At 70.0% G+C, this 22,354-nt stretch carries 17 protein-coding genes and 1 pseudogene; 14 read left to right on the top strand and 4 right to left on the bottom strand.

Annotated features, from left to right (window positions below; genetic code table 11):
- Nucleotides 1-10 precede the first annotated feature (10 nt).
- The 9 genes and pseudogenes from QSK15_RS30430 to QSK15_RS30470 all read left to right on the top strand — a co-directional run bounded on the left by QSK15_RS30430 (nucleotide 11) and on the right by QSK15_RS30470 (nucleotide 13,313).
- On the top strand, nucleotides 11-1,015 hold the full coding sequence (locus QSK15_RS30430) for a multicopper oxidase domain-containing protein (RefSeq protein WP_285797480.1): 1,005 nt from the start codon (nucleotides 11-13) through the stop codon (nucleotides 1,013-1,015).
- Between the two features lie 23 nt (nucleotides 1,016-1,038).
- Nucleotides 1,039-4,980 (top strand): ThuA domain-containing protein, encoded by a 3,942-nt coding sequence (locus QSK15_RS30435; protein ID WP_285797481.1) that lies wholly within the window; start codon nucleotides 1,039-1,041, stop codon nucleotides 4,978-4,980.
- A gap of 8 nt (nucleotides 4,981-4,988) precedes the next feature.
- Complete coding sequence (locus QSK15_RS30440) at nucleotides 4,989-6,518, top strand: OmpL47-type beta-barrel domain-containing protein (RefSeq protein ID WP_285797482.1); 1,530 nt, start codon at nucleotides 4,989-4,991, stop codon at nucleotides 6,516-6,518.
- 32 nt (nucleotides 6,519-6,550) lie between these two features.
- On the top strand, nucleotides 6,551-7,528 hold the full coding sequence (locus tag QSK15_RS30445) for a hypothetical protein (protein ID WP_285797483.1): 978 nt from the start codon (nucleotides 6,551-6,553) through the stop codon (nucleotides 7,526-7,528).
- A gap of 163 nt (nucleotides 7,529-7,691) precedes the next feature.
- Entirely contained in the window at nucleotides 7,692-10,046 is a 2,355-nt protein-coding gene (gene fxsT / locus QSK15_RS30450; RefSeq protein ID WP_285797484.1) for an FxSxx-COOH system tetratricopeptide repeat protein, read from the top strand.
- Nucleotides 10,047-10,158: 112 nt separating this feature from the next.
- A pseudogene (locus QSK15_RS30455) lies at nucleotides 10,159-11,034 on the top strand (helix-turn-helix domain-containing protein); the annotation flags it as partial.
- A 203-nt stretch (nucleotides 11,035-11,237) separates the two neighbouring features.
- Complete coding sequence (locus tag QSK15_RS30460) at nucleotides 11,238-11,390, top strand: hypothetical protein (RefSeq protein WP_285797485.1); 153 nt, start codon at nucleotides 11,238-11,240, stop codon at nucleotides 11,388-11,390.
- 250 nt (nucleotides 11,391-11,640) lie between these two features.
- The gene (locus QSK15_RS30465; RefSeq protein ID WP_285797486.1) at nucleotides 11,641-12,270 is read left to right on the top strand and encodes a hypothetical protein; all 630 of its coding nucleotides are present in this window, start codon (nucleotides 11,641-11,643) and stop codon (nucleotides 12,268-12,270) included.
- An 89-nt stretch (nucleotides 12,271-12,359) separates the two neighbouring features.
- On the top strand, nucleotides 12,360-13,313 hold the full coding sequence (locus tag QSK15_RS30470; protein ID WP_285797487.1) for a cyclase family protein: 954 nt from the start codon (nucleotides 12,360-12,362) through the stop codon (nucleotides 13,311-13,313).
- 107 nt (nucleotides 13,314-13,420) lie between these two features.
- Here QSK15_RS30470 and QSK15_RS30475 read toward each other — a convergent pair whose 3' ends face one another.
- Nucleotides 13,421-14,548, bottom strand: a complete 1,128-nt coding sequence (locus tag QSK15_RS30475; RefSeq protein WP_285797488.1) for a DUF1996 domain-containing protein — start codon at nucleotides 14,546-14,548, stop codon at nucleotides 13,421-13,423.
- Nucleotides 14,549-14,774: 226 nt separating this feature from the next.
- On the bottom strand, nucleotides 14,775-15,311 hold the full coding sequence (locus tag QSK15_RS30480; protein ID WP_285797489.1) for a hypothetical protein: 537 nt from the start codon (nucleotides 15,309-15,311) through the stop codon (nucleotides 14,775-14,777).
- Nucleotides 15,312-15,509: 198 nt separating this feature from the next.
- Between QSK15_RS30480 and QSK15_RS30485 the strand changes: the two genes are divergently transcribed.
- The 4 genes from QSK15_RS30485 (at nucleotide 15,510) to QSK15_RS30500 (ending at nucleotide 18,374) form a co-directional block, all read left to right on the top strand.
- Nucleotides 15,510-16,766, top strand: a complete 1,257-nt coding sequence (locus QSK15_RS30485; RefSeq protein WP_285797490.1) for a L,D-transpeptidase — start codon at nucleotides 15,510-15,512, stop codon at nucleotides 16,764-16,766.
- 57 nt (nucleotides 16,767-16,823) lie between these two features.
- Nucleotides 16,824-17,276: an Rv0361 family membrane protein gene (locus QSK15_RS30490; RefSeq protein WP_285797491.1), complete on the top strand. Its 453-nt coding sequence runs from the start codon at nucleotides 16,824-16,826 to the stop codon at nucleotides 17,274-17,276.
- Nucleotides 17,277-17,414: 138 nt separating this feature from the next.
- On the top strand, nucleotides 17,415-17,798 hold the full coding sequence (locus QSK15_RS30495; protein WP_285797492.1) for a MerR family transcriptional regulator: 384 nt from the start codon (nucleotides 17,415-17,417) through the stop codon (nucleotides 17,796-17,798).
- A gap of 99 nt (nucleotides 17,799-17,897) precedes the next feature.
- On the top strand, nucleotides 17,898-18,374 hold the full coding sequence (locus QSK15_RS30500; RefSeq protein WP_285797493.1) for an SRPBCC family protein: 477 nt from the start codon (nucleotides 17,898-17,900) through the stop codon (nucleotides 18,372-18,374).
- A gap of 54 nt (nucleotides 18,375-18,428) precedes the next feature.
- On the opposite strand, the gene QSK15_RS30505 is transcribed toward QSK15_RS30500, so the two are convergent.
- Nucleotides 18,429-19,538: an ROK family transcriptional regulator gene (locus QSK15_RS30505; RefSeq protein WP_285797494.1), complete on the bottom strand. Its 1,110-nt coding sequence runs from the start codon at nucleotides 19,536-19,538 to the stop codon at nucleotides 18,429-18,431.
- 41 nt (nucleotides 19,539-19,579) lie between these two features.
- On the opposite strand from QSK15_RS30505, the gene QSK15_RS30510 reads away from it, so the two are divergent.
- A complete protein-coding gene (locus QSK15_RS30510) occupies nucleotides 19,580-20,800 on the top strand; it encodes an MFS transporter (protein ID WP_285797495.1) in 1,221 nt (406 codons plus the stop codon).
- Nucleotides 20,801-20,865: 65 nt separating this feature from the next.
- Here QSK15_RS30510 and QSK15_RS30515 read toward each other — a convergent pair whose 3' ends face one another.
- Nucleotides 20,866-22,200: an alpha/beta hydrolase gene (locus QSK15_RS30515; protein ID WP_285797496.1), complete on the bottom strand. Its 1,335-nt coding sequence runs from the start codon at nucleotides 22,198-22,200 to the stop codon at nucleotides 20,866-20,868.
- Between the last annotated feature and the right edge of the window lie 154 nt (nucleotides 22,201-22,354).

Below are 22,354 nucleotides of genomic sequence, written 5' to 3' on the forward strand. Positions count from 1 at the left end.
ACGGAGACCAATGGACGATCACGCTGGTGGCCCTCACCGCCACCTGTCCCGTAGATCGCTGATCGCCACCGGTGCGCTCGCCGCCGGGGCACTGGGCGCGTCCGCCCAGGCGATCGGCAGCACGTTCGGCGGCAGCCCCGCCCGGGCTGCCGCCGGTGTCACCAAGAAGATCACCATCTACGCCGAGCAGTTGCCCGGCAACCTGTTCGGCTACGGCCTGGCACCCGGTCAGGCCACCGTTCCGGGCCCGGTCCTGGAGATGTACGAGGGTGACACCCTGGAAATCACCCTGGTCAACACCACCAGCCAGCGGCTGTCCATCCACCCGCACGGGGTGGACTACAGCACCGAGTCCGACGGCAGCCCTTTCAACGCCTCGTTCAACAACCCCGGTGAGACCCGGACGTATGTCTGGCGCTCGCACGAGATGGTGGCCGCGGCGGGCCGGCGGTACATGCCCGGCAGTGCCGGCTACTGGCACTACCACGATCACGCGATGGGCACCGACCACGGCACCGGCGGTGTCGCGAAGGGACTGTACGGCGCGCTGATCGTCCGGCGGCGCGGCGACATCCTGCCGTCGAAGCAGTTCACCGCCGTGTTCCACGACATGATGATCAACAACAAGATGGCCCCGGCGACCCCGATGTTCGAGGCGAACCTGGGCGAGCGCGTCGAGTGGATCGCCATCGGCCACGGCAACCTGTTCCACACCTTCCACCTGCACGCGCACCGGTGGGCGGACAACCGCACCGGGATGTTGGAGGGGCCGAGCGACCCCAGCCCGGTGGTCGACAACAAGGACCTCAACCCCGGCAGCTCGTTCGGCTTCCAGGTGCTGGCCGGGGAGGGTGTCGGACCCGGCGCCTGGATGTACCACTGCCACGTGCAGACGCACTCCGACGGCGGCATGGCCGGGATCTTCCTGGTGCGCAACGCCGACGGCAGCATGCCGCCGGGCGCCGAAGAGGCCATCCACCGGTTCCAGGGCCACACCCACACGCACGGAAGCTGACCGAACCGAAAGTGGGGACGGGCATGACCAGAAATTTACGACGAACCCTCGCCGCGGTAGCGGCCTTCGCGACACTGATCCCGGCGACGACGGCCGCAGCCGCCGCCGCACCACGAACGGCGGCCGCCCCGCAGGCGGCGCAACCCCAGAGGACATCTGTCCTGGTGTTCCACGGGCCGGTGGCCGAACAACAGGACCCGGTGTCCCGTGCGGTGGACACCATCAAACAGCTTGCTGCCGGTCATGACATCGATGTCACGGCCACCACCGACCCCGGTGTGTTCACCACGGCAGGGCTGTCCGCGTACCGCAGCGTGGTTTTTCTCTCCGCGACGGGCGCCGCGCTCAACCGCGACCAGGAGTCGGCGCTACAGAGCTACATGAAGGCCGGCGGCGGCTTCGTCGGCATCGCCGACGCCGCCCGCGCCCAGGTCGACTCCACCTGGTTCACCGGGCTGATCGGCACCCGCCCAGCCGGCGCCATCCCGGTGGCCGAGCCGGTGGCCCGGGTGACCGCCAGCGGCGAGAACCCGCCCAACGAGACCAAGGAGAAGCTGACCGACGGCGACGCCAACACGAAGTGGCTGGTCCGCACCCCGACCGGCTGGGTGGCGTACGAGTTGGCCGCACCGAAACGGGTCACCGGGTACGCGCTCACGTCGGCCAACGACTCCGCCGGCCGGGACCCGAAGGACTGGACCCTGCAGGGCTCCACTGACGGGCAGAGCTGGACCGACCTGGATCGTCGCACCGGGCAGACCTTCCCGGACCGCTTCCAGACCCGCCGGTTCGACATCGCCACGCCGCAGGAGTTCACCCGTTACCGGCTCAACGTCACGGCGAACAGCGGGGAGCCGCTGGTCCAACTCGCCGACCTGCGCCTGTTCACCGGCAGCACCACCGCCCCGGAGCCGCCCGCGGTGAATCGCGCGGTGGTGAACATCCTGGACCGCAAGCACCCGGCCACCGCGTCGCTGCCGATGACCATCACCCGGTCCGACCGCTGGGAGAACTGGGACCCGAACCCGATCGGCACGGTGCACACCCTCGCCCAGGTGGAGGAGCGGCACTACAACCCGGGAGCGGCCGCCAACGGCCCGTTCCACCCGGTGTCCTGGTGCCGGGACTACGACGGCGGCCGGTCGTTCTACACCGGCATGGGCCACACCGAGGGCAGCTACGGCGAGGAGGCGTTCCGCACCCACCTCGCCGGCGCGCTGAACTGGACCACCGGTCGGGTACGCGGCGACTGCCAGGCCACCATCGCGTCGAACTACAAGGTGGAGCGACTCACCGCCGCCAACCAGACCGGTCAGCTGGACCAGATCGGCGAGCCGCACGGGCTCACCATCTCACCTGACGGCACCGTCTTCTACGTCGGCAAGGCGGCCTGCCCGAGCGGCCCGATCGCGGACTGGAACAACCCGAAGGTCGGCCTGGGCTGTGGCACCATCCACTCCTGGGACCCGCGCACCAAACAGGTCAAGCTGCTCACCACCCTGGAGGTGATGGGCAACCGGGGCAGCGGCTCCGAGCTGGTGAAGAACGAGGAGGGCCTGCTCGGCATCGTGCCCGACCCCGCGTTCGCCGAGAACGGCTGGCTCTACGTCTACTGGATGCCGCACGACTCGGTCGACCGGGTGAAGCGGGTCGGTCAGCGCACCATCTCGCGGTTCACCTACGACCGCCAGGCGCAGACCATCGACCAGGCCACCCGCAAGGACCTGTTGCAGTTCCCCGTGCAGGTCCACAGCTGCTGCCACGCCGGTGGTGGCATGGCGTTCGACGCCAAGGGCAACCTCTACGTCGGCTCCGGCGACAACAACTCCTCCGAGGGGTCGCAGGGTTACGCCGGCAACAACTGGACCCAGGAGTACGAGGGGATCTCGTTCCAGGACGCCCGCCGAACGTCGGGTAACACCAACGACCTCGCCGGCAAGATCATCCGGATCCATCCGGAGCCGGACGGCACGTACACCATCCCGGAGGGCAACCTGTTCCCGCCGGGCACCGAGAAGACCCGCCCGGAGATCTACGTGATGGGCGTGCGCAACATCGCCCGCCTCCAGATCGACCCGAAGCACCAGTGGCTGACCGCCGGCTGGGTCGGCCCGGACGCCTCGTCGCCCAGCCCCACCCTCGGCCCGGCGAAGTACGAGACGGCGACCATCATCACCTCGGCCGGCAACCAGGGCTGGCCGTACTGCATGGGCAACCGGCAGCCGTACCGCGACCGCAGCAACACCGATGCCGCAGTGCTCACCGGCTGGTACGACTGCGACAACCTGAAGAACACCTCGCCGCGCAACACGGGACTGGAGGACATCCCGGCGGCCCGGGACAACATGATCTGGTACTCGCCGGACGGCGGCGGCCCGGTCTTCCCGAAGCGCACCGACGGCAGCGGCCTGCCGACCTACGTCGCGGCCGACGCCACCTACACCCAGCCGTACCTGCGCGGCGGCGGCCAGGCCATCATGTCCGGTCCGACGTACCACCGCGACCTCGTCGACACCGACAGCGGCGTGGCGTGGCCGGAGCACTGGGACGGCAAGTGGTTCATCGGCGACCAGTCGAACGCCGCCAACCGGGTGGCGGTCACCGTCGACCCGGCCGGCGTGCCACAGGCCGCCCCACCGGTGTACGCCGAGTCTCTGCGGGCCATCATCCCGGGCGGTAACGGCGACACCAGGTTGCAGAGCTGGATGGACGCCAAGTTCGGCCCGGACGGTGCGCTCTACCTGCTCGACTACGGCGGCGGGTTCTTCAGCCTGCACGCCAACCAGAAACTGCTCCGGATCACCTACACCGGTGGCGCACCAACCCCCGTGCCGGCGGCCAACTCGGTAGCCGTGCAGAACAAGCCGCTGACCATCGCGTTCGACGGCTCGCGGTCCGGCGGCGTCAGCCACCGGTGGGAGTTCGGCGACGGCACCACGTCGACCGAGGCGAACCCCCGGCACACCTACGCGACTGTCGGCACCTACACCGCGAAGCTCACCGTCACCTACGCCGACGGTGAGACGGCGACGGTGCAGAGCACTGTCACCGTGGGCTGCGCGGTGCCCGACGACCGGCCCACGGTGTGGCTCGGCGACACGGACACCGGGGTACCCAGTCGCACGGTCGGGCAGGGCTGCACGGCCAACGACCTGATCGACGACGAGAGCACCTGGGCCGACCACAACGGTTTCGTCCGGCACGTGACCGCCGTGGCCCGCTCGTTGCAGGACGACGACCTGCTCAGCACCCGCGAGTCGGGCACCCTCACCCGCCTGGCCGCCGCGTCGGAGATCGGCCGGGACGGCCACACCGGGTACGAGCCGCTCTTCGACGGCACCGCCGAGTCGCTGCGCGGTTGGCAGCAGGCGCCGACCGGGGAGTTCGGCATCCAACCGGACGGGTCGCTGCGTTCCAGCGGTGGCCTGGGCATGCTCTGGCACACCAAGGAGCTGGGCGACTTCTCGCTGAAGGTGCAGTTCCGGGACATCGCACCGGGCACCGGCCGGGCCAACACCGGGGTCTTCATCCGGTTCCCGGACCTGCGAACCCCCCTCGACCAGCGACCGCCGGGCAGCTGCGGCACCGTCGGGTCGGCCCGGACCTCGCCGGCCTGGATGGCGATCTACTGCGGACACGAGATCCAGATCTACGACGGTGACACCGGTGAGCCGCAGAAGACCGGCTCGGTCTACAACTTCGACCCGGTGCCGCTGGCCCAGGCCGGGGTGACGCCGAAGAACGAGTGGAACGACTACGAGATCCGTGCCGTCGGGCAGCACTACACGATGATCCGCAACGGTGTGGTGATCAACGAGTTCGACAACACGCCCGGCAAGCAGTCGTCGCGTGCCGGCGACCCGCCGACCGACCTGCGGCAGTTCCTGCGCGGCTTCATCGGCCTGCAGAACCACGGTGACAACGACCTGACCGAGTTCCGCAACATCCGCGTGCGGGAACTCTAGGAGTGACGATGACCCGACGACTGAAGGCCGCGCTGGCGGCGCTCCTGCTCACGGTGATCCCGTTGGCAGCGGTGCCCGCCTCCGCCGCCCCGCGCGTCGCCGCCGACCAGGTGCTGACCTGGACCGCCGACGACAGCATCACCCGCTACAAGTCCGCGCCCACCACGGCGGTGGCCGGGGCGACCACGATCATCTGGGAGAACAGCGCGGCCACCGGCAACACCACCGGGATGCCGCACACCCTGACCTTCGACACCAGCACCGAGGGCTACAACCACGACGTCACAATCAACATCCTGGCCAGCCCGTTCGACGCCAACGACGGCCGCCACCAGGCGACAGTGACGCTGACCCCAGGCCGGTACCGGTACTTTTGCTCGATCCCCGGCCACAGCTCGATGGTCGGTGAGCTGGTGGTCACCGACGACGGTGGGGGCGGTGACACCACCGCGCCGACGGTGACCGGCACCGTCTCCGGCGACCAGGACCAGGACGGCAACTACCTCGGCGCGGCCACGGTGACCGTGACGGCCACCGACGCCGACTCGGGGGTCGCGACAGTCGAATACCAGGTCGACGACACCAGCTTCCACCCGTACACCGAACCGGTGCGGGTGACCGCGGTCGGCGACCACGCGGTGCAGTTCCGCGCCACCGACCAGGCCGGCAACACCAGCGCGGTCGGCTCGGTGCAGTTCCGGATCGTCGAGGCCGGGGAGCAGGACACCACCGCGCCGGTCGTCACGGCCGAGGTGGCCGGCGACCGCGACGACGACGGCAACATCATCGGTACGGCCACCGCCACGTTGACCGCCACCGACAGCGGATCCGGTGTCGCCACCATCGAGTACGCGCTGGACGGGGCGGCCTTCACCGCGTACACGAACCCGATCGTGGTGACCGCGGTCGGGATGCACATGCTGCACTACCGGGCGACCGACGTCGCCGGCAACACGTCGGCCGAGCAGATGGAACACTTCACCGTCGTCGAGCCGCAGGCCGCTGACACCACCCCACCCACCGTCGCCGCCACGGTGACCGGTGACCGCAACGACGACGGCGCGTACGTCGGCGGCGCGACGGTCACCGTCACGGCCACCGACACCGAGTCGGGCGTAGCGAAGATCGAGTACGCGCTCGACACCGGTGCCTGGACCGCGTACTCCGCTCCGGTCACCGTTCGCGCCCCCGGAGCGCACACGGTCCGCTTCCGGGCGACCGACACGGCGGGGAACGCCTCCGCCGAGCAGTCGACCACGTTCACCGTGGTGGCCGACGGCAGTGACCGGTGCCCCGACTCGGACACCCGGGCCACCGTGATCATCGACGGCGGCGACACCGGTGTGGCCAATGTGGACAGCGGCGACGGCTGCACCATCAACGATCTGATCGACGAACACGCCGACTACCCCGGCCACGCCGAATTCGTCCGGCACGTCGAAGCGGTCACCGCCGCGCTGGTGACCGCTGGGACGCTCGACCGGCGGCAGCAGGGCGCCATCGTCCGGGCCGCGGCCCGATCGGACGTCGGCGCATGAGTCCTCGAACCTCATCGACAGGGAGAAACACGATGCCCGGACGTACCGTCGCCAAGCTGGCCACCGTGAGCGCCGTCATCGCGGCCTCGGTGCTGGCCGTGGCGCCCACCGCACACGCCGACCTGGTCACCCACTGCATCGGTACCGGCGGCGCGGTCACCGTGCCCAACGACCTGCTCGTGCCCGCCGGCGAGTCCTGCGCGCTGACCGGCACCACGATCACCGGCAACGTCACCGTCGCGGCCGGCGGCAACCTGGTGGTGACCGGTGGCCGGATCAGCGGCGAGGTACGCGTCGCGGCCGACGGGTACCTCGACGCCACCGAGACGACAGTCGCCGGTCAGGTGGTGCTCGCCGCCGGGGGCTACGGGATCTTCCTGAAGGACGCCAGCACCGGCACCGTCACCGTCCGGCCGAAGGGCTCCACGACCATCGACAGTTTCCTCTTCGCCGAGGCGACGACGGTCAGCGGGCACGTCAACGTCAGCGCCGGTGAGGTCCGGCTGGACCAGGGCACCCAGGTGCAGCGCAATCTCAGCAGCACCGGCACCTACTACACCGACCTGCACGACTCGTTCGTCGACGGCACGCTGTCGGTGCTCAACAGCGCCACCGGCAGCGTGGTGTGCGGCAGTGCCGTCCAGGGCCGGGCCACCTTCGCCGGCAACCTGGGTGGTGTGCAGCTCGGCCCGAACGGCACCCTCGACAGCTGCGCCTCCGGCGGTTACTGGGGTGGGGACGTGAGCGTCACCAGCACGACCGGTGGCGTCACGGTCGACGACAACATCATCAACGGTCAGCTGGCGGTGACGTCCAACGACCCGGCCGCCCAGGTGGCCGCGAACAACCGGATCCGTGGCGGCGTGACCGGTGACCAGGCCACGGCCACCGCCAACCGGGCGGCGCGGGTGGCAGGCCCGGACCGCGAGGAGGCCGGCGACCAGCGCGCCGAGGTACGCCGTACCTCGGCGGTGCAGGAGGCCACTGAGGCGGGCGCGGCCCGGCTCTAGTAGCTCCACCCCGCACGCTGGGCCGGACGCCATCCAGGCGTCCGGCCCAGCGGCATGCCGAAGGGTCGGGCGTCGGGAAGCATGAGCAGTGCCGCGTCAACCACCACGACGGTGATCGATCGGATGTACCCGAGTCGCTACCGGTTGTGGTTCCGTAAATGCCGTGGATGCGGAGGTAGCCATCGGGGCGTTGAGCGCGGCCCTCGCCGTTCTGGGGACCGTTGCCGCTTTCCTGCAATTGCGACGGACGCCCGCCTCGTCTGTGTCGACCCCGCCCGCACCGGCGGTGAGGGGCAATCGGGGTTCACGCGGTCCGCTCGTCGTCGGTGACGTCCCGCGTGAGCCGATGTCGCACATGCGTCGCGAGGAGTTGTTGGCTGAGGTCGCGACGGTCCTGGCGACCAGCAAGGTATGCGTACTGATGGGAGGGCGTGGGGTCGGGAAGACGCATCTCGCGGCCACCCACGTGCGCGACCAATTGCGCGTGAACGTCCCCCGGGTGGTCTGGGTCGTCGCGGATGACGTCGCTGCCGTGGTCACGTCGCTTGCTGACTTCGCGCGGCAGGCGGGCGCGGTGGACGAGGTCGTCGACACCGAGCCGGCCGCGCGCACCGCCCTCCGCTGGCTTGAGAACGAACCGGATCGGTCCGTGATCGTGTTCGACAATGCGCTCGATGCCGACGCGATCGCTCGATGGATGCCACAGCGCGGCAATGTCCACACGCTCATCACGACAACGAATCAGGAGTTCGCTGTCTTCGGCGTCACGGTGCATGTCGAGGTCTTCACGCCCGTGCAGGCGGTGACCTTCTTGTGCTCGCGGGCGGGCCTCGACGACCCGGGGGCCGCGGCGCTGGTCGCGCGAGAGCTGGGCCAACTGCCGCTCGCACTAGCGCAGGCGGGTGCCGTGATCCGCCGCCACCGGTGGTCGTTCGCCGAGTACCTGGCCGGTTTCCGATCGATGCCACTGAGGTCGCTACTTCCCCGGGTGCCCGGTGACGAATATCCACGCACTCTGGAAGAAGCCACGCTGCTGTCGGTCAACGAGGTTGAGGACAGCGATCCGAACGGGCTGGTCCGCCGTCTGATCGATCTCATGGCCGTGCTGTCGGAGGCGGGAGTTCGTCGTGACCTACTGCGCAACCTGCACACCGAGCCGGCGAGCGTCGATGAGGCCTTGGGCGGGCTGGCGAACGCCTCCGTTGTTGGTTTCGACGTCACCGGCACACGGGTGGCGATGCATCGGCTCACCCGCCAGGTGGTGTTGGCGCGGGCCCGAGCGGAGGGACGAATCCGCGACGTGGTCCGGGATGCGCTGACGCTGTTGACCCGTGCCACGGAAGCGCAACCCGCGTCCGGCGTCGACCTGGTGGACCACATCGCCGAGGTCTGGGCCGAGACGCAAACGGTTCTGGTGAGCGACGGCGGGGACGATGAGATGTGCGTTGAGCTGTTACGGCTGCGGCGGTGGAGCGTCGAGGGGCTGACCGGCATGGGGGAGTTCAGCCGTGCGGTGACCATGGGCCTCACGGTGTTCACCGAGCACCGGGCGCTCGCGCCGTCCGACGACGAATCCATCGCCCTGGCGCGACAGGCACTGATGGATGCCTATGTGGCCGCCGACCGTCACAGTGAGGCCATCCCTTACGCTGAGCAGGCCTTGGCGGACCGGATACGCCTGGCCGGCCACGACCATCCGAGTACGGTAAGCGCCCGCAACCGCCTGGGCTACTGCTGTGAATGCGGGGGTCAACTGGACCGCGCCTTGACCATCCATCGGTACAACCTCGTCGAGAGCATTCGTGTCTGCGGCGAGGACGCGCCGTCCACCATGGGCGCGAGGATCAATCTCGCCAGCACCTACCGCTCGATGGGCGACCTCGTCAAAGCCGTCCCGTTGTTCGAAGAGAACCTCGCGGAGAACCTGAGGGTCTATGGCCCTGAGCATGGATCGACGATCAACGCTCGCGGTGAGCTGGCACGCAGCTATGTGCGGACGGGACGGGCCGACGAAGGCGTCCGACTGCATGAGGAGAACGCGACACTCGAGACCGACGAGCAACGGGCCGACATCCGCCTCAGTTGGTGGCCGCAGTACCGGGCGGCCGCGTACTCCGCCGCTGGTCGGCACGATGAGGCGATCAACCAGCTCCGTGCTCTCGTGCAGCGTATGGACGATGTTCTACCGCATGACAACCCGCGGGCGATCCGACTCCGCTTGTTCCTGGCACGGGCGCTGCTCGCCGGTCGACGTCACACCGAGGCACTAGCGCTGTTCGAGCGAACGGTCGTGGACCGGGAGCGCGTCCTCGGCATCGATCACCCGTCGTCGCTCAACGCCCGGCGCAACCTCGGCCTGGCCCTGGCAATCACCGGGCGGCGTCGGCGGGCCCGCCTGATCCTCAGCGCCGTCGTGTCGGACTACACCCGTGTCCTTGGGCCGGAACATCCCTACACGCGCGGGGCTCAAGCGAACATCGCGAGCCTGCCGAAGTCGCGCGGGTTCATTTGGGGCTGACGTTGCCGTGTGCTCCATCGATTCCGAGTAGTCGGAAGTACCGTCGACTGTGGTGGTCCGTAGGCGTAACGGCTGGTGGTCCGCTGCCCAGACCGCTACCTGGGAGGCGATGATGAGCGACTCCGCGACCTTTGGTGCGCGCCTGCGGATGTATCGCGAGCGTGCGGGAAAGGCTCGGCCGGTTCTTGGCGGGCTGGTCGGGCGTAGCGCGGCGTGGGTCAAGGCGTTGGAGAATGGCCGGCTACTGCCGCCCCGCCTGCCCATGCTGCTACGGCTGGCCGAGGTGCTCGACATCCCGGATCTTGCGCAGCTGACCGGTGATCAGTCGTTGCCGGTGGCGTCGGTGACCAGAGCGGGGCATTCCGAGGTCGGCAAGGTGGCTGCGGTGATGCAGCGGGCGTCGGAGCCGGTGGGCGCGATGACGCCAGTCGCGGTGATGCGCGACCTGGTGGATCAGGCGTGGGGGCTGTGGCATCGGTCGACGACCGAGCGTACGGCGGTGGCGGCGGTGCTTCCCGGGTTGCTGACGGACGCGCAGCGGAGTGCCCGGATGCTTGACGGCGGGGACCGTCGGCTGGCGTTGGTGGAGTTGGCGCGGGTGTATCACCTGGTGCAGTTGTATCTGGCGCACCAGCCGTTGCCGGAGCTGGTGTGGCTGGCCGCCGACCGGGCGATGTCGGCGGCCAGGGACGCGGACGACCCGGCGGCGATGGCGGTGGCTGCCTGGTACTACGCGCACGTCTATCGGGGCGCGAATCAGGTGGACGCCGCCGAGCAGGTGCTGGTCGAGGCGGCGGGTCTGGTTGACCCGGCGGCGGGTGGCGAGCAGTTGGCGCGGTGGGGTCAGGTGCAGCTCGGTATCGCGTTGGGCCACAGCAAGGCTGGCCGGGCCGGTCGGGCGTGGCGGGCGTGGGATGCCGCCGACTCGGCCGTGCGCCGGCTCGGTGACGGCTATGTCCATCCGTGGCTAATGTTTGAATCGGCGGCGTGAGCCGTCGCCACCGCCCGGGACCGGGCAGCGGTACCAGGACGTTGAGCAGGCAGCGGCTACTCGACCACGCGAGGCAACTGCGGCGGTGCCCGGGCCATCACGAATCAGCAGACCAGCTCGGACTGGGTGACCAGTCGGCAGGCACGGGCGAGCACGGATCGCTTCCTGGCGGGTGTGCGGTGACCGTGCACGGTCCGGTCATGCCGATCTGGAGCTGCGGTGGCTGCGGGGAGGACATGCCGTGGACACCGGCCGGGGTGCTGCACCGCCGGTTCCTCGGCTGGACCAGGGATGCCGAGCTGCCGAATCCGGCAGTACCGCAACAGTGCCGGTCCGCCCGAGCCGAGCCCTAAGGCCTGTTTCACAAGAACTGGCCGGCCTGCGGCGGGCCCGGACGACGACCGGCGGCGTTGCGGTTGCGTCCGGATACAACACCGGTATCCGGACGCAACCGCGCCTTGCCGGATCGCCGCCCGGACTCCGCCTCGGCTCGGCCGCCCTTATGAAACAGGCCTTAGTCGACCGACGCCCTGGCCGGACCCGTGCCGCCGCCACCCGGCCTGTGCTTGTGTGGCGGTGCCGGCATTGGAAGAATCGCCGGTCGTGTCGGAAGATCATCAGCCGGAGCCCGGCGAGGACGAGGCGGACATCGAGAGCTGCGTCGCCGAATGCCCGATCGACGCGGAGTTGGCCGCTCAGCTCATCGGGCTGGCCGACCTGCCCTGGCACGATCCGGCCGTCACCGGCCGGGCGATGCGGGGCCTCGGCTGGTCCACCGACGGGGTGCCGACCGACGAGGCGCGATTCGTCACCGCGGCCGGTCACGCCGTCTACACCGACTACGGGCTCTACCTGCCGTTCGTCCACTACTACGTGGTCGGCGGTGAGCTGTGGCCGGACGATTTCTGGGGCTCGCAGCCCGGCTGGACGAGCCAGCGGGGCGCCGGTCGCGAGGAGTTCGAGGCGTGCCTCGACGTGGCCATCGACAGGTTCGCCGAACAGCTCGGTCCGCCGGAGTGTGACGTCCGGACCGAGGGCAGGTACCTCGCCATCGGCAGGTACTCCTGGCGGTACGCCGCCTGGCGGCGGGGCGGCACCATCCTCGTGGTCGGACCGGCCCTGGACGGCTACTCGTACGGCCAGGACGAGGAGGCCGTCGTCTACGTCGGCGAGTTCGCCCAGGACAGGCCGTTCCCGGCGGCCGCCGACTTCCTCAGCCTGCTGCGTAAGTAGGTCGGCGCGTCGACGGGGTTGAGGTCATCCCACGGCCGGATACCCTGACCCGCGGTGTCGCGCACCAAAGCGGAGGAGTCGATGCGGGTATGACGACTGGGCGACCGATCCCGACACAGGACGACGTGCTCGGATACTTCGACGCGCTGTCGAACTGGGGACGGTGGGGCGACGACGACGAGCGCGGAACGCTGAACCACATCACCGACGACGTCCGGCTGGCGGCGGCGCGCGCCGTACGCCACGGCAGAAGCGTGTCCTGCGCGTGGGAGGTCGCCGTACCGGGCGACATGGACCGGTCGACGACGGTCTGCCCGTGCGCGGCCGACATGCCGGGCGCCGAGAACATGCCGGCGCACTTTCACGCCGACCGGCACTGGGGTTTCTCATCCGAGCGGCTCGGCATCACGTTCCACGGCAACACCCTCACCCACCTCGACTCGCCGTGCCACATCTTCTGGGACGGCGCCCTGTACAACGGACGGCCGCACTCGTCTGTCGACGCCGCGACGGGTTCGACGTGGGCGGCCGTCACGGCGGCGTCGAACGGGATCGTCACCCGGGGTGTCCTGCTGGACGTGGCTGCGGCCCGCGATGTGCCGTGGCTGACGCCGGGGCAGGGGGTGTTTCCCGACGATCTCGACGAGGCCGAGCGTCGCCAGGGCGTGCGGGTGCGACCCGGCGACGCGGTACTTCTGCGCACCGGCTACGGCCGTTTCCGGCACGAGAACGGCGCGGCCAGCGGTTTCACCCAGGCGGGCTGGCACGCGTCCTGCCTGCCGTGGCTGCACGAACGCGGCGTCGCGCTGATCGGCGCCGACACACCCCAGGACGTTCAGCCGTCGGGGTACGACGCCGTGTTGATGCCGGTCCACGCCGTGAGCCTGGTGGCGATGGGCCTGTGGCTGCTCGACAACTGCGACCTGGAGGCGTGCGCGGCGACGGCCACCGAGCTCGGCCAGTGGGATTTCCAACTGGCGGTCGCGCCGGTCCGTTTCGCCGGCACGTCTGGCAGCCCGGTCAACCCGATCGCCACCTTCTGACCCGGCTGGCGGGAGGTCTCCGGTGTCCGGTTCGGCAGGGCCGCTGAACCGTCCACCGGAGACCTCGCCGATCGCCGACCCGCGAGGTTCGGCCGGGCCAGGTCAGCTCAGAAGTTGCCTGCCGAGTCGCACTTCACGCCCTGGTCGAGACAGTTGCGCACCCGTGCGGCGAGCGCCTCGTCCCGCCACGCGTTGAAGAAGTCCGCGTGCATGGAGAAGGACGTGCCGGAGGCGAGGGTGATGCCGTCAGTGTTCGCGCTCAAGGGGTACGAGATCACGAAGGACACCGACGGCACGGGCACCGGGTGGCTCTTCGGGCAGGCTCCGGTGTGGTCCCCGTTGGCCATGTGTGCCTTGTGGTCCGGGCTGTCCAGGTGCTTGCCGTCCCAGCAGTCCGGGAAGGTGATCTGCCGGACGATGTTCGCGGTCTTGGCGCAGACCGGGAACGTCCTGTCGGCGCTGCGGCCGATCTCGCCGCCGATGCCGGCGCACCAGAAATGGTTACCCTGCTTGTCCGGGGTGTCGACCTGGTTCTTGGCGTCACCGGTGATCATTCGCAGGCCGAACGGGAAGGGCTGGGTTCTGCTCGGGTCCTTCAGGCGGGAACCGTAGTAGACGGTCACCTCCTTCGGGTCCACGACCTTGCCGTTCTGGTACATCGTCGGCACCCAGTAGGCGGACTGGTCGTCCGGCGAGTTGCAGGTGGTCGCCTTCGAGGCCCGCAGCGACTCGGCGGTCGAGGTGGCGTCGGTCGACCTGTTGCCCCAGAACGTGTGGTTGTGCGAGGCACCCACCAGGTTGGGCAGCACGATCGGGTCGTCGCTGTTGTGGTGACTGGTCGTACAGCCGACGTTGAACTCGGGCACCGTGACCTGGTTTCCGGTCACCGGCCTGGGTTTGCGGGCGAAGAACGCCTTCGTCGCGGCGGCCTGCGCGGCCGCGTCGATGGTGATCCAGCCGCCGGAGGCGGTGGGTGGGGCGGCGCTGGTCGCCGGGGTCGCCGGTGTGCCCGGCGCGGACGGGGTGGCGGACGGGCCCGGGGCGCCCGGGGTGGCCGACGGGCCGCCCGGTGCGGCGGCCGTCGGCGCGTCCGGGCCGGGCGAGCTGGTGCCGCTGGACGGGCCGGACGCGCCAGGAACGGCAGGCGTTTCCTTGCAGCCGGCGGCGAGCGCCACGCCCACCACCAGCAGGGCGGTGACCCAACGGCGGTGTCGAGGAGTGGAGGGGTGATTCATCAATGGGGGCGCACCTTTCTTCCGAGCCCGAAGAATACGAGTCGGCCCCCTGCTCGTTTCCCACTGAAACGATTAATTCTCGCTTAAATAGCGCTCAGCGACCGCCTGTTCGGCTTTGTGGAGTCGTTGCGATGTCGACTCCATCTCGATTCTCTGTTTCTCTTCGAAAAACTGTAATCGCGGCTGCGGCGGCACTCCACCTTCCGGGCCGGTCGGCGGGGCCCGGTCAGCAGCTGTCGCGTGCCTTGCGTAGGAACGTGTCCCGGGAGACGACCTTCGTCGAGTCACGTCCGTGCGGCGCGAGCACCTGGTCCGGCCCGATGCGCGGCAGGTCCGCGAGGGTGAAGTCCACCGAGATGGCGTCACGGCGACTCGTCCCGCTGACGCTGTAGGTGACCTCGGGTCGAAGTTCGGTGAGCGGCTCGACGTCCACGTCCATGCCTGCCTCGGCCGCCGGGAGGTCGACAGGGTCGGCGACCTTCCAGCCCTGCGGCGGTTGGCCCAGCAGGGCGACCTCCACGACCTCGGTCGTGGGCCGGCCGGTGACTTTCCACCTGATGAAGGGGCGAGCGGACGCATCGTCGGGGTGGTCGCTCTCGAACACGTCGAGCGAAGCGAAATCGTCGTCGCAGGTGACCAGGACGCCGACCGGTCGGCCATCCTGGACGGCGAGAGCGACCAGCGGCTCATGCGCCGGAGTGCAGGCGGTCAGCAGGAGGAGGGGGAGCGGTAGCAGAATCCATGAACGTCGTCTTCTCCGCATGTCGGCAGCATTCCACGACACCATCACGCTTCGCTGTCCCGCGGGTCACGAAAGGGCGGCGCACCGGCGGATCCGCGTCGGGTGTCTCGCTGCGGCACGGTCCCACCTTCGTTGCGTGATTCCCAAGAAACAGCGCACCGCGTCGACGGCGCGGAGAGAATTGCCGCCACGGAGAACACGAAGGCCGGGGGACGTTGGATGGGGATACGAAAGCGCGTGGCGCTGGTGGCGGTGACCGTCGCGGCGACACCTCTGGTCCTCGGCGGGTGCACCGCCGAGCGGAAGCCTGCCGCCCGCCCCGCGGAGCGCGTGGTCCCGGCGCCGGAGTTGACCGTCGCGCCCGCCGACCTGTCCCGGGACGTGCCGCTCAGCGCCGAGGTGGTGCCGCTCGTCAGGGGCGGGAAGATCACCGCCGTACGTCTGGTCGACGACACCGGCACGCTGGTCCGCGCGGAGCCACGGGAGGACCATTCGGCCTGGGTGCCGACCGCTGCGCTGCGGCCCGGGCACACCTACACCGCGATGGTGACCGCCACCGCCGAATCCGGGCGGACCACCACCCGCACCACCACCTTCACCACGGCGGCGGCGTCGACGAAGCCGCAGGTGACCAGCACGTTGTCCATCGCCGACAAGCGGACCTACGGCACAGCCATGCCGGTGACGATCAGCTTCGAGCCACCTGTCGCCCGGGAGGCCCGCGCCGACGTGCAGCGTCGGTTGTTCGTCACCACGGACCCACCCCAGCCGGGAGTGTGGTCCTGGGTGGAGGACGGCAGCCAGGTCTACTACCGGGCTCGTGACCTCTGGCGGCCGGGCACGACCATCAGTGTCCGCGCCGGCCTGGCGGGGCTGCCGATCGGCGGGAACCACGTCGGTGACGCCGACCGCACCGCGACGTCCCGGATCGGACGGCAGGTGGCGCTCGAAATCGACAACGCCAGCAAGCAGATGCGCGTGCTGCGGGACGGCAAGCTGATCCGCAGGATCCCGGTCAGCCTGGGCAAGCGGGGCACCCCCACCTCCAGCGGCAAGATGGTGATCATGGAGAAGCACCAGCAGACCACGTTCGACACGCGCGGCGAGCCGAACGGCGGGTACGTGGTGGACGTCGCGGACGCGCAACGGCTCACCTGGGGCGGCGAGTTCATCCACGGGGCGCCCTGGTCGGTGTCGGATCAGGGACACCGAAACGTGTCGCACGGCTGCACGAACATCTCGCCGGCCAACGCCGACTGGCTGATGGGCGTCACCCAGGTCGGTGACCTGGTCACCGTCACCGGCACCGAGGTCCGACTCCAGCCGGGCAACGGCTGGACGGCCTGGAACACCAACTGGGGCCAGTTCATCAAGGGCAGCGCACTACCCGTACCCACGGATCTTCGAGCGGCGCCGCCGGCCCGCGCGGCAGCGGACGGTGCACCGACGCCGGGGCCGTCCGCAGCCGGCGGCTGAACCCCCGGCGTCCGGCGGCGGACGCACCGCTTGTCCGGCGGCCCTACCCTCCGGGCCATGACGTACGAGCCGATGATGGTGCCCGGACCGAGGTCCAACCGGACGCTTCGCACCGTCCTGATCGTCGTCGGCGCCCTGCTGGCGGTGTGCTGCGTGGTCGGCACCTGCGTTGGCCTCTGGCTCTACCGCTCGGTCAAGGATTCGGTCGAGCCGGCCCGGGCGGCCACGACGGCGTTCCTCGACGACGTGCAGGCCGGCAACTACCCGGGCGCGTACGGGCAGCTGTGCGACCGGGTGCGCGACACCATGACGCAGGAGGACTTCGCCCGGATCCAGGGTGCGCAGTTGAAGGTCCGCAGTTACGAGATCACCGGGGTGAACGTCAGCAACTACAACGGGCGGGTCACCGCGACCGCGCACGTCGAGGCGGTCCAGGAGGTCACCGGCGCACAGTTCAGCCAGGTGATGACGCTGGTCAAGGAGGACGGCGAGTGGCGCGTCTGCCAGTGAGTGACCGCGCCGTCGCGGGGTCTGCCTGACGGCCTCCGGGCCGGTTGGGGAAGAGCCGTACGCGAGCTACGGTGAAACCTGACGTAAATGTGAGGGGCGAGGTTGGCTGACTGGGGTCACCAGCCGGGGGAGGGGCCCATGCGGATCGGGGAACTCGCCACGAAGACCGGGGTGTCGGTACGAGCCCTGCGCTACTACGAGGAACAGGGCCTGCTGACTGCCGCCCGAAGCGGTGGCGGCCAGCGCCACTACCTCGACGAGGCCATCGACCGGGTGTACCTGATCCAGATGTTGTACGCCGCCGGCCTGTCCAGCCGGACCATCCTGGACCTGCTGCCCTGCGTCGACGCGAAGGTCAACACACCGCAGTCGCGGGCCATGCTCCGCGCCGAACGCGACCGCATCGAGCGGCAGATCAGCCAACTCCGGCAGGCGCGTGAGCGGCTCGACGCGGTCATCGCGCTCAGCGAGAGCCCGGCCAGCGGTTGCGTCCACACGGACACCGACACGTCGGTGTCATAGCGACCCGGCAAGGTCGTCCGCCGACGCAGGGGCCGGCGGGACGGTTTATGACCAGTTCGCCAATGTGCCGTCCGAGGTCCCCGCCCTAGAGTGTTTGACATGATTGTGCGGACCGGCTGGGTCATGCCACATCCGCCCGCTGTGTTGTGGCCGGCACTCTGTGACTCGCGCCTGGAACTGCAGCCGCGCTGCCCGGTGTTCTACCTGGGCACGCCCCGACCCACGTCGTGCCGGCTGCCCGACGGGCCCGGTGAGGTCGGTGCCACCCGGCAGTGCGTTTCGGAGCAGGGCGTGGTGCGGCAGCGGATCACCGTGTGGGAACCGCCGAGCCGCCTGGCGTTCCACATGGAGTCCACGGACCTGCACTTCCACCGCTGTGTCGACCATCTCGGGGACCTGTTCGAGTTGACCGAGGTGAACGGTGCCACGCAGGTCACCCGGACCACGACGGTGACAGTCCGTGGGTATGGCCGCGTCGCATTGGAACCGGCACTCTGGGTCGGGCTGAAATCGGTGCACCGCTTCGTCTTCCGTAACTGGCAAAAGATGGCGCTGTCACCGCCCGCCGCCGTCTGACCTCGCGGCGATCGGTGGCAGCTCAGCAGGGCGTCGCTCGGCGCGTCGAGCTGCTCAGCTGCCAACGATCAAGGAATGGGCCAGCGCCGGGATGCCGTAGTGCTGGTCGAGGACCTGCATCGCGGCGCCCGCGGCGATCACGTCCGCGCCCAGGCTGGACACTGTCACCCTCGTGCTGAGCCAGGCCGCGCGCCGCGCGTCGTCCTGCACGGCCCCGGTGACCGCCGAGAGGTAGGTCTGCGGGTGCCGGAGGAGGTCCGCGCCCGCCAGCACCACGTGCGCGAGGTCGAGGGTCTGGAGCAGGTTGACCACGCCCACGGCCAGCACCCGGGCGGCGTGTGCGACGTCCCCGGCCTCGGCGGCGTGCTGGTGCACGATCTCCAGGCACCCGTGCCGGCCGCAGACGCAGCGGGGCCCGGCCAGGTCGACGACGGTGTGGCCGAACTCGCCCGCGTTGGTGTGCGCCCCCCGGTGGGTCGCGCCATCCAGCCAGAAGCCCGCGCCGATGCCGGACTCGACCATGATGAGGGCCGCGTCGCCGAACGTCGCGCCGTGCCGCCAGGCCTCCGCCGTGATCCCGGCGGTGACATCCTTGTCCAGGTGGACGGGGAGACCCAGGTGCTTCTCGGCGATCTCGCGCAGCGGTACGTCGTGCCAGTGCCGTAGGCCGTGGGCGTCGCGGACCAGGCCGTTGGCGTGGTCGAGTGGGCCGATCATGCCGATGCCCAGCCCGGTGAGCCGGTCCCGCAGGTCGCCGACGCCGGCCATCGTGTCGACGCCGGTGGCCAGGGCGTCGAGGAGCTGCTCCGGGGTGAAGTCGCGGGGCAGCGGGCTGACCGCCGAGTGGTGCACGGTGCTGGCCAGGTCGACCAGGACGAGCCGCAGTGTGCGCCGGGCCACGTGCGCGCCGATGGCGTACCGGCTGTCCGGGACGAGTTCGTAGACGACGGCGGGCTTGCCGATACCGGGACGTCGGACACCGGCGGGGCGGATCAGCCCGTCGGCGGTCAGCCGGGCGATGACCTTGGAGACCGCCTGTGGTGTCAGGCCGGTGGCCTCGACCACCGTGGCCCGCTCGAAGGTGCGGGCGGTACGCCCCACCGCCATGACCAGTGCCTGGTTGTAGCCGCGGAGGAAGGTGACGTCGGCAGTGACGCGAGTCATCTCACCACCCTATTACGCAACGCTGTTGCTAAATTTTTTCGGTGATCGAGTTGAGCAGAGGTCGGCGGTTGGCGGCACTGGCCGCGCTGGCACTGGGTGGCGTCGCGGTCGGCCTGACCGAGTTCGTGGCGATGGGGCTGCTGCCTGACATCGCCCGCGGTCTGCTTCCGCACGAGTACGCCCAGTCGTCGTCGGACGCGGTCGCCCGCGCCGGCTGGATGATCACCGCGTACGCGCTCGGCGTGGTCGTCGGCGCGCCGCTGATCGCCGCGTTGAGCGCGCGCCTACCCCGCAAGAAGCTCGTCCTCGGGCTGCTCGTGCTGTTCGCCGTCGGCACCGTCGCCTCCGCGATCGCCCCCACCTTCGACCTGGTGCTGGTGGCCCGGTTCGCGGCGGCGCTGCCGCACGGCGCGTACTTCGGCGCGGCCGGTCTGCTCGCGGCGACCCTGATGGGCCCCGGCAACGAGGCGCGTGGGTTCGCCACAGTGCTCGGCGGCCTGACCGTGAGCAACCTGGTTGGCGTACCCCTCATCACGCGGCTCGGGCAGGCGACCGGCTGGCGGGTCGCGTACCTGGTCATCGCCGGTTTCTTCCTGCTCACCCTGCTGGCGGTGCTGGCGGTCGTGCCGGAGGTCGCGGCGGCGGTCGACGGCTCGCCGGCGGCCGAGCTGCGGGCGCTGCGGACCTCGCAGGTCTGGCTGGTCGCCGCGACCGGCGCTGTCGGTTTCGCCGGCTTCTTCGCGGTGAACACCTACATCGCGCCGGTCACCACCGACGTCACCGGTCTCTCCGCCGCGACGGTGCCGTGGGCCCTGGTCGCGGTGGGTCTCGGGATGACCGTCGGCAACGCCCTGGGCGGTTGGTTGGCGGACCGCGACCTGCGGCGCAGCATGGTCATCGGCTTCGTGGCGATGATCGTGAGCATCGGCGTGTTCAGCCTCGTGGCGTCGACCCGCGTCGGTCTGTTCGTGGGCGCGTTCCTGGTCGGCGCGACCAGCCTCTATCTCGGTCCGGTCCTCCAGGCGCGCCTGATCACCGTCGCACCGGGAGCGCAGTTGATGGGCGCGGCGCTCAACCAGTCGGCAATGAACATCGCGAACAGCCTCGGCGCCGCCCTGGGCAGCGTCGCCATCGCCGCCGGCCTCGGTTACCTCGCGCCGGCCCGGGTGGGCGTCGTCCTGGCGGTCGTCGGGTTGGTCCTGGGGTTGGTCAGCTTCGCCGTCGGGCGACGACAGCGGGCGCGGGTTCCGGCCACCGTCTGACGACCCAGTGGGCGGGCCGGCCACCCTCGCGGTTCGAGGTGGCCGGACCGCCCCGGGGGTCGCCGTCAGAAGTCGTCCACGGTGACCGTCACCCGGTCGGTGCTCGATCTCCAGTTCGGCACGTTGATCACCTCGTGGCCACCACCGCGTTGACCCACGGTGATCTGCACCAGGCCGAGGTGTGCCGGCGTCGCCGGGATGAAGACGTCCATGCCGGTGATGAAGGTCTGGCTGAAGAACTCCGGCAGCGGGGCCGTCAGGTCCGTCACGCCGTCGCTGCCGTCGTCGAAGGCGAAGATGCCGATCGTCCGCTTGGCGCGCGGGGTGTTCGCCGCGTTCAGGACATCCCTGCCGTTGATCCGAAGCTGGTCACCGGCGTCGCCCTGGTCGCCCCACCACTCCTTCTGCCGTTGGATGGTGAGCGCCGTGTGCCGGTCGCTGGTGTCGACCAGGGCGCTGAGGCCCTCGCCCGGCACACTGGTCGCGAGGCGGACGAACGAGTCCGAGCGCAGGAACGGCTGGAAGTAGAAGTGGTGCGTCGCCGCGCCGGGGCGCACGATGGCGAACTCGTAGCGGGCCGTGGCGAACACCGGGAGCGGGCCGAACGAGCCGTCGCCACCGAGCGACAGCCGATGCGCGGGCCGGTGTGACAGTCGGCCGCCGGTCAGCGGGCTGACCGGGTAGACCTCAAGCGTGGCACCGGTGACGCCGACGTTGCTCGGGAAGAGCACCGCGCGTCCGGAGACCCGGGCGGTGCCGAAGAACTGGGGCACGATCCGCGTCGTGTGCGGCGCGCGGCCCCGCAGGAACCGGAAGACCTCGGTGAACGACTCCGCCGACGACACGGTCTGGGTGTGCGACTGGTCCGGCAGGTGCACGTTGGTCGCGCCGACGATGGCGCGGGCCGGATCACCCTCGCCCCAGATCGCCAGGGTGGGAACACCACCCGGCGGGGCGGCCGCGGTGCGCCCGTCCAGGTTGACGTAGTGCGCGACCCGGGCGGCGCGCTCCGGCGAGCTGGTGAGGTAGCCCTGTGTGACGAAGGTGCCCAGCGAGTGCGCGAGCAGGTCGACCCGGTCCGCGCCGCTGGCCGCCAGCAGGCGGGAGATCCGCGCGTCGAGTCCCGCGTACAGCTGGGGCAGGATCGCCGCGACGTTCGGGGAGTCGTACTCGTGGGCTTCGATGATGTCGATCGGGTAGCCGTTGCTGGCCAGTCGTTTGGCCTGGGACTCGAACTGGGCCGCCGATCCCGCGCTGCCGTGGATGAAGATCACCGGACGGTACGTCGGTGCGGCGGCGGCTTCGGCGGCGCGGGGGACGGCGACGGCGGTCAGGGTGGCGGCGAGGGCCACCCCGACCCCGACCAGCACGGAGGGCAGTCTCCGGCAGGATGTGTGCATCGATCCTCCATCTGACGGACGAAGTATTTGCACTGCTAGCGCAAGTATCGTGGCAGGGTGCGGCGCAATGGTCCACACCGCACCATCGGCGGACCCCGGTCGGGCACCCCGCCCGTACACCGAGCCCCGGGACGTGTCGGTCGACACGGCGTCA

This window comes from Micromonospora sp. NBRC 107095 (assembly GCF_030269705.1).
GTDB classification, from domain to species: domain Bacteria; phylum Actinomycetota; class Actinomycetes; order Mycobacteriales; family Micromonosporaceae; genus Micromonospora; species Micromonospora parva.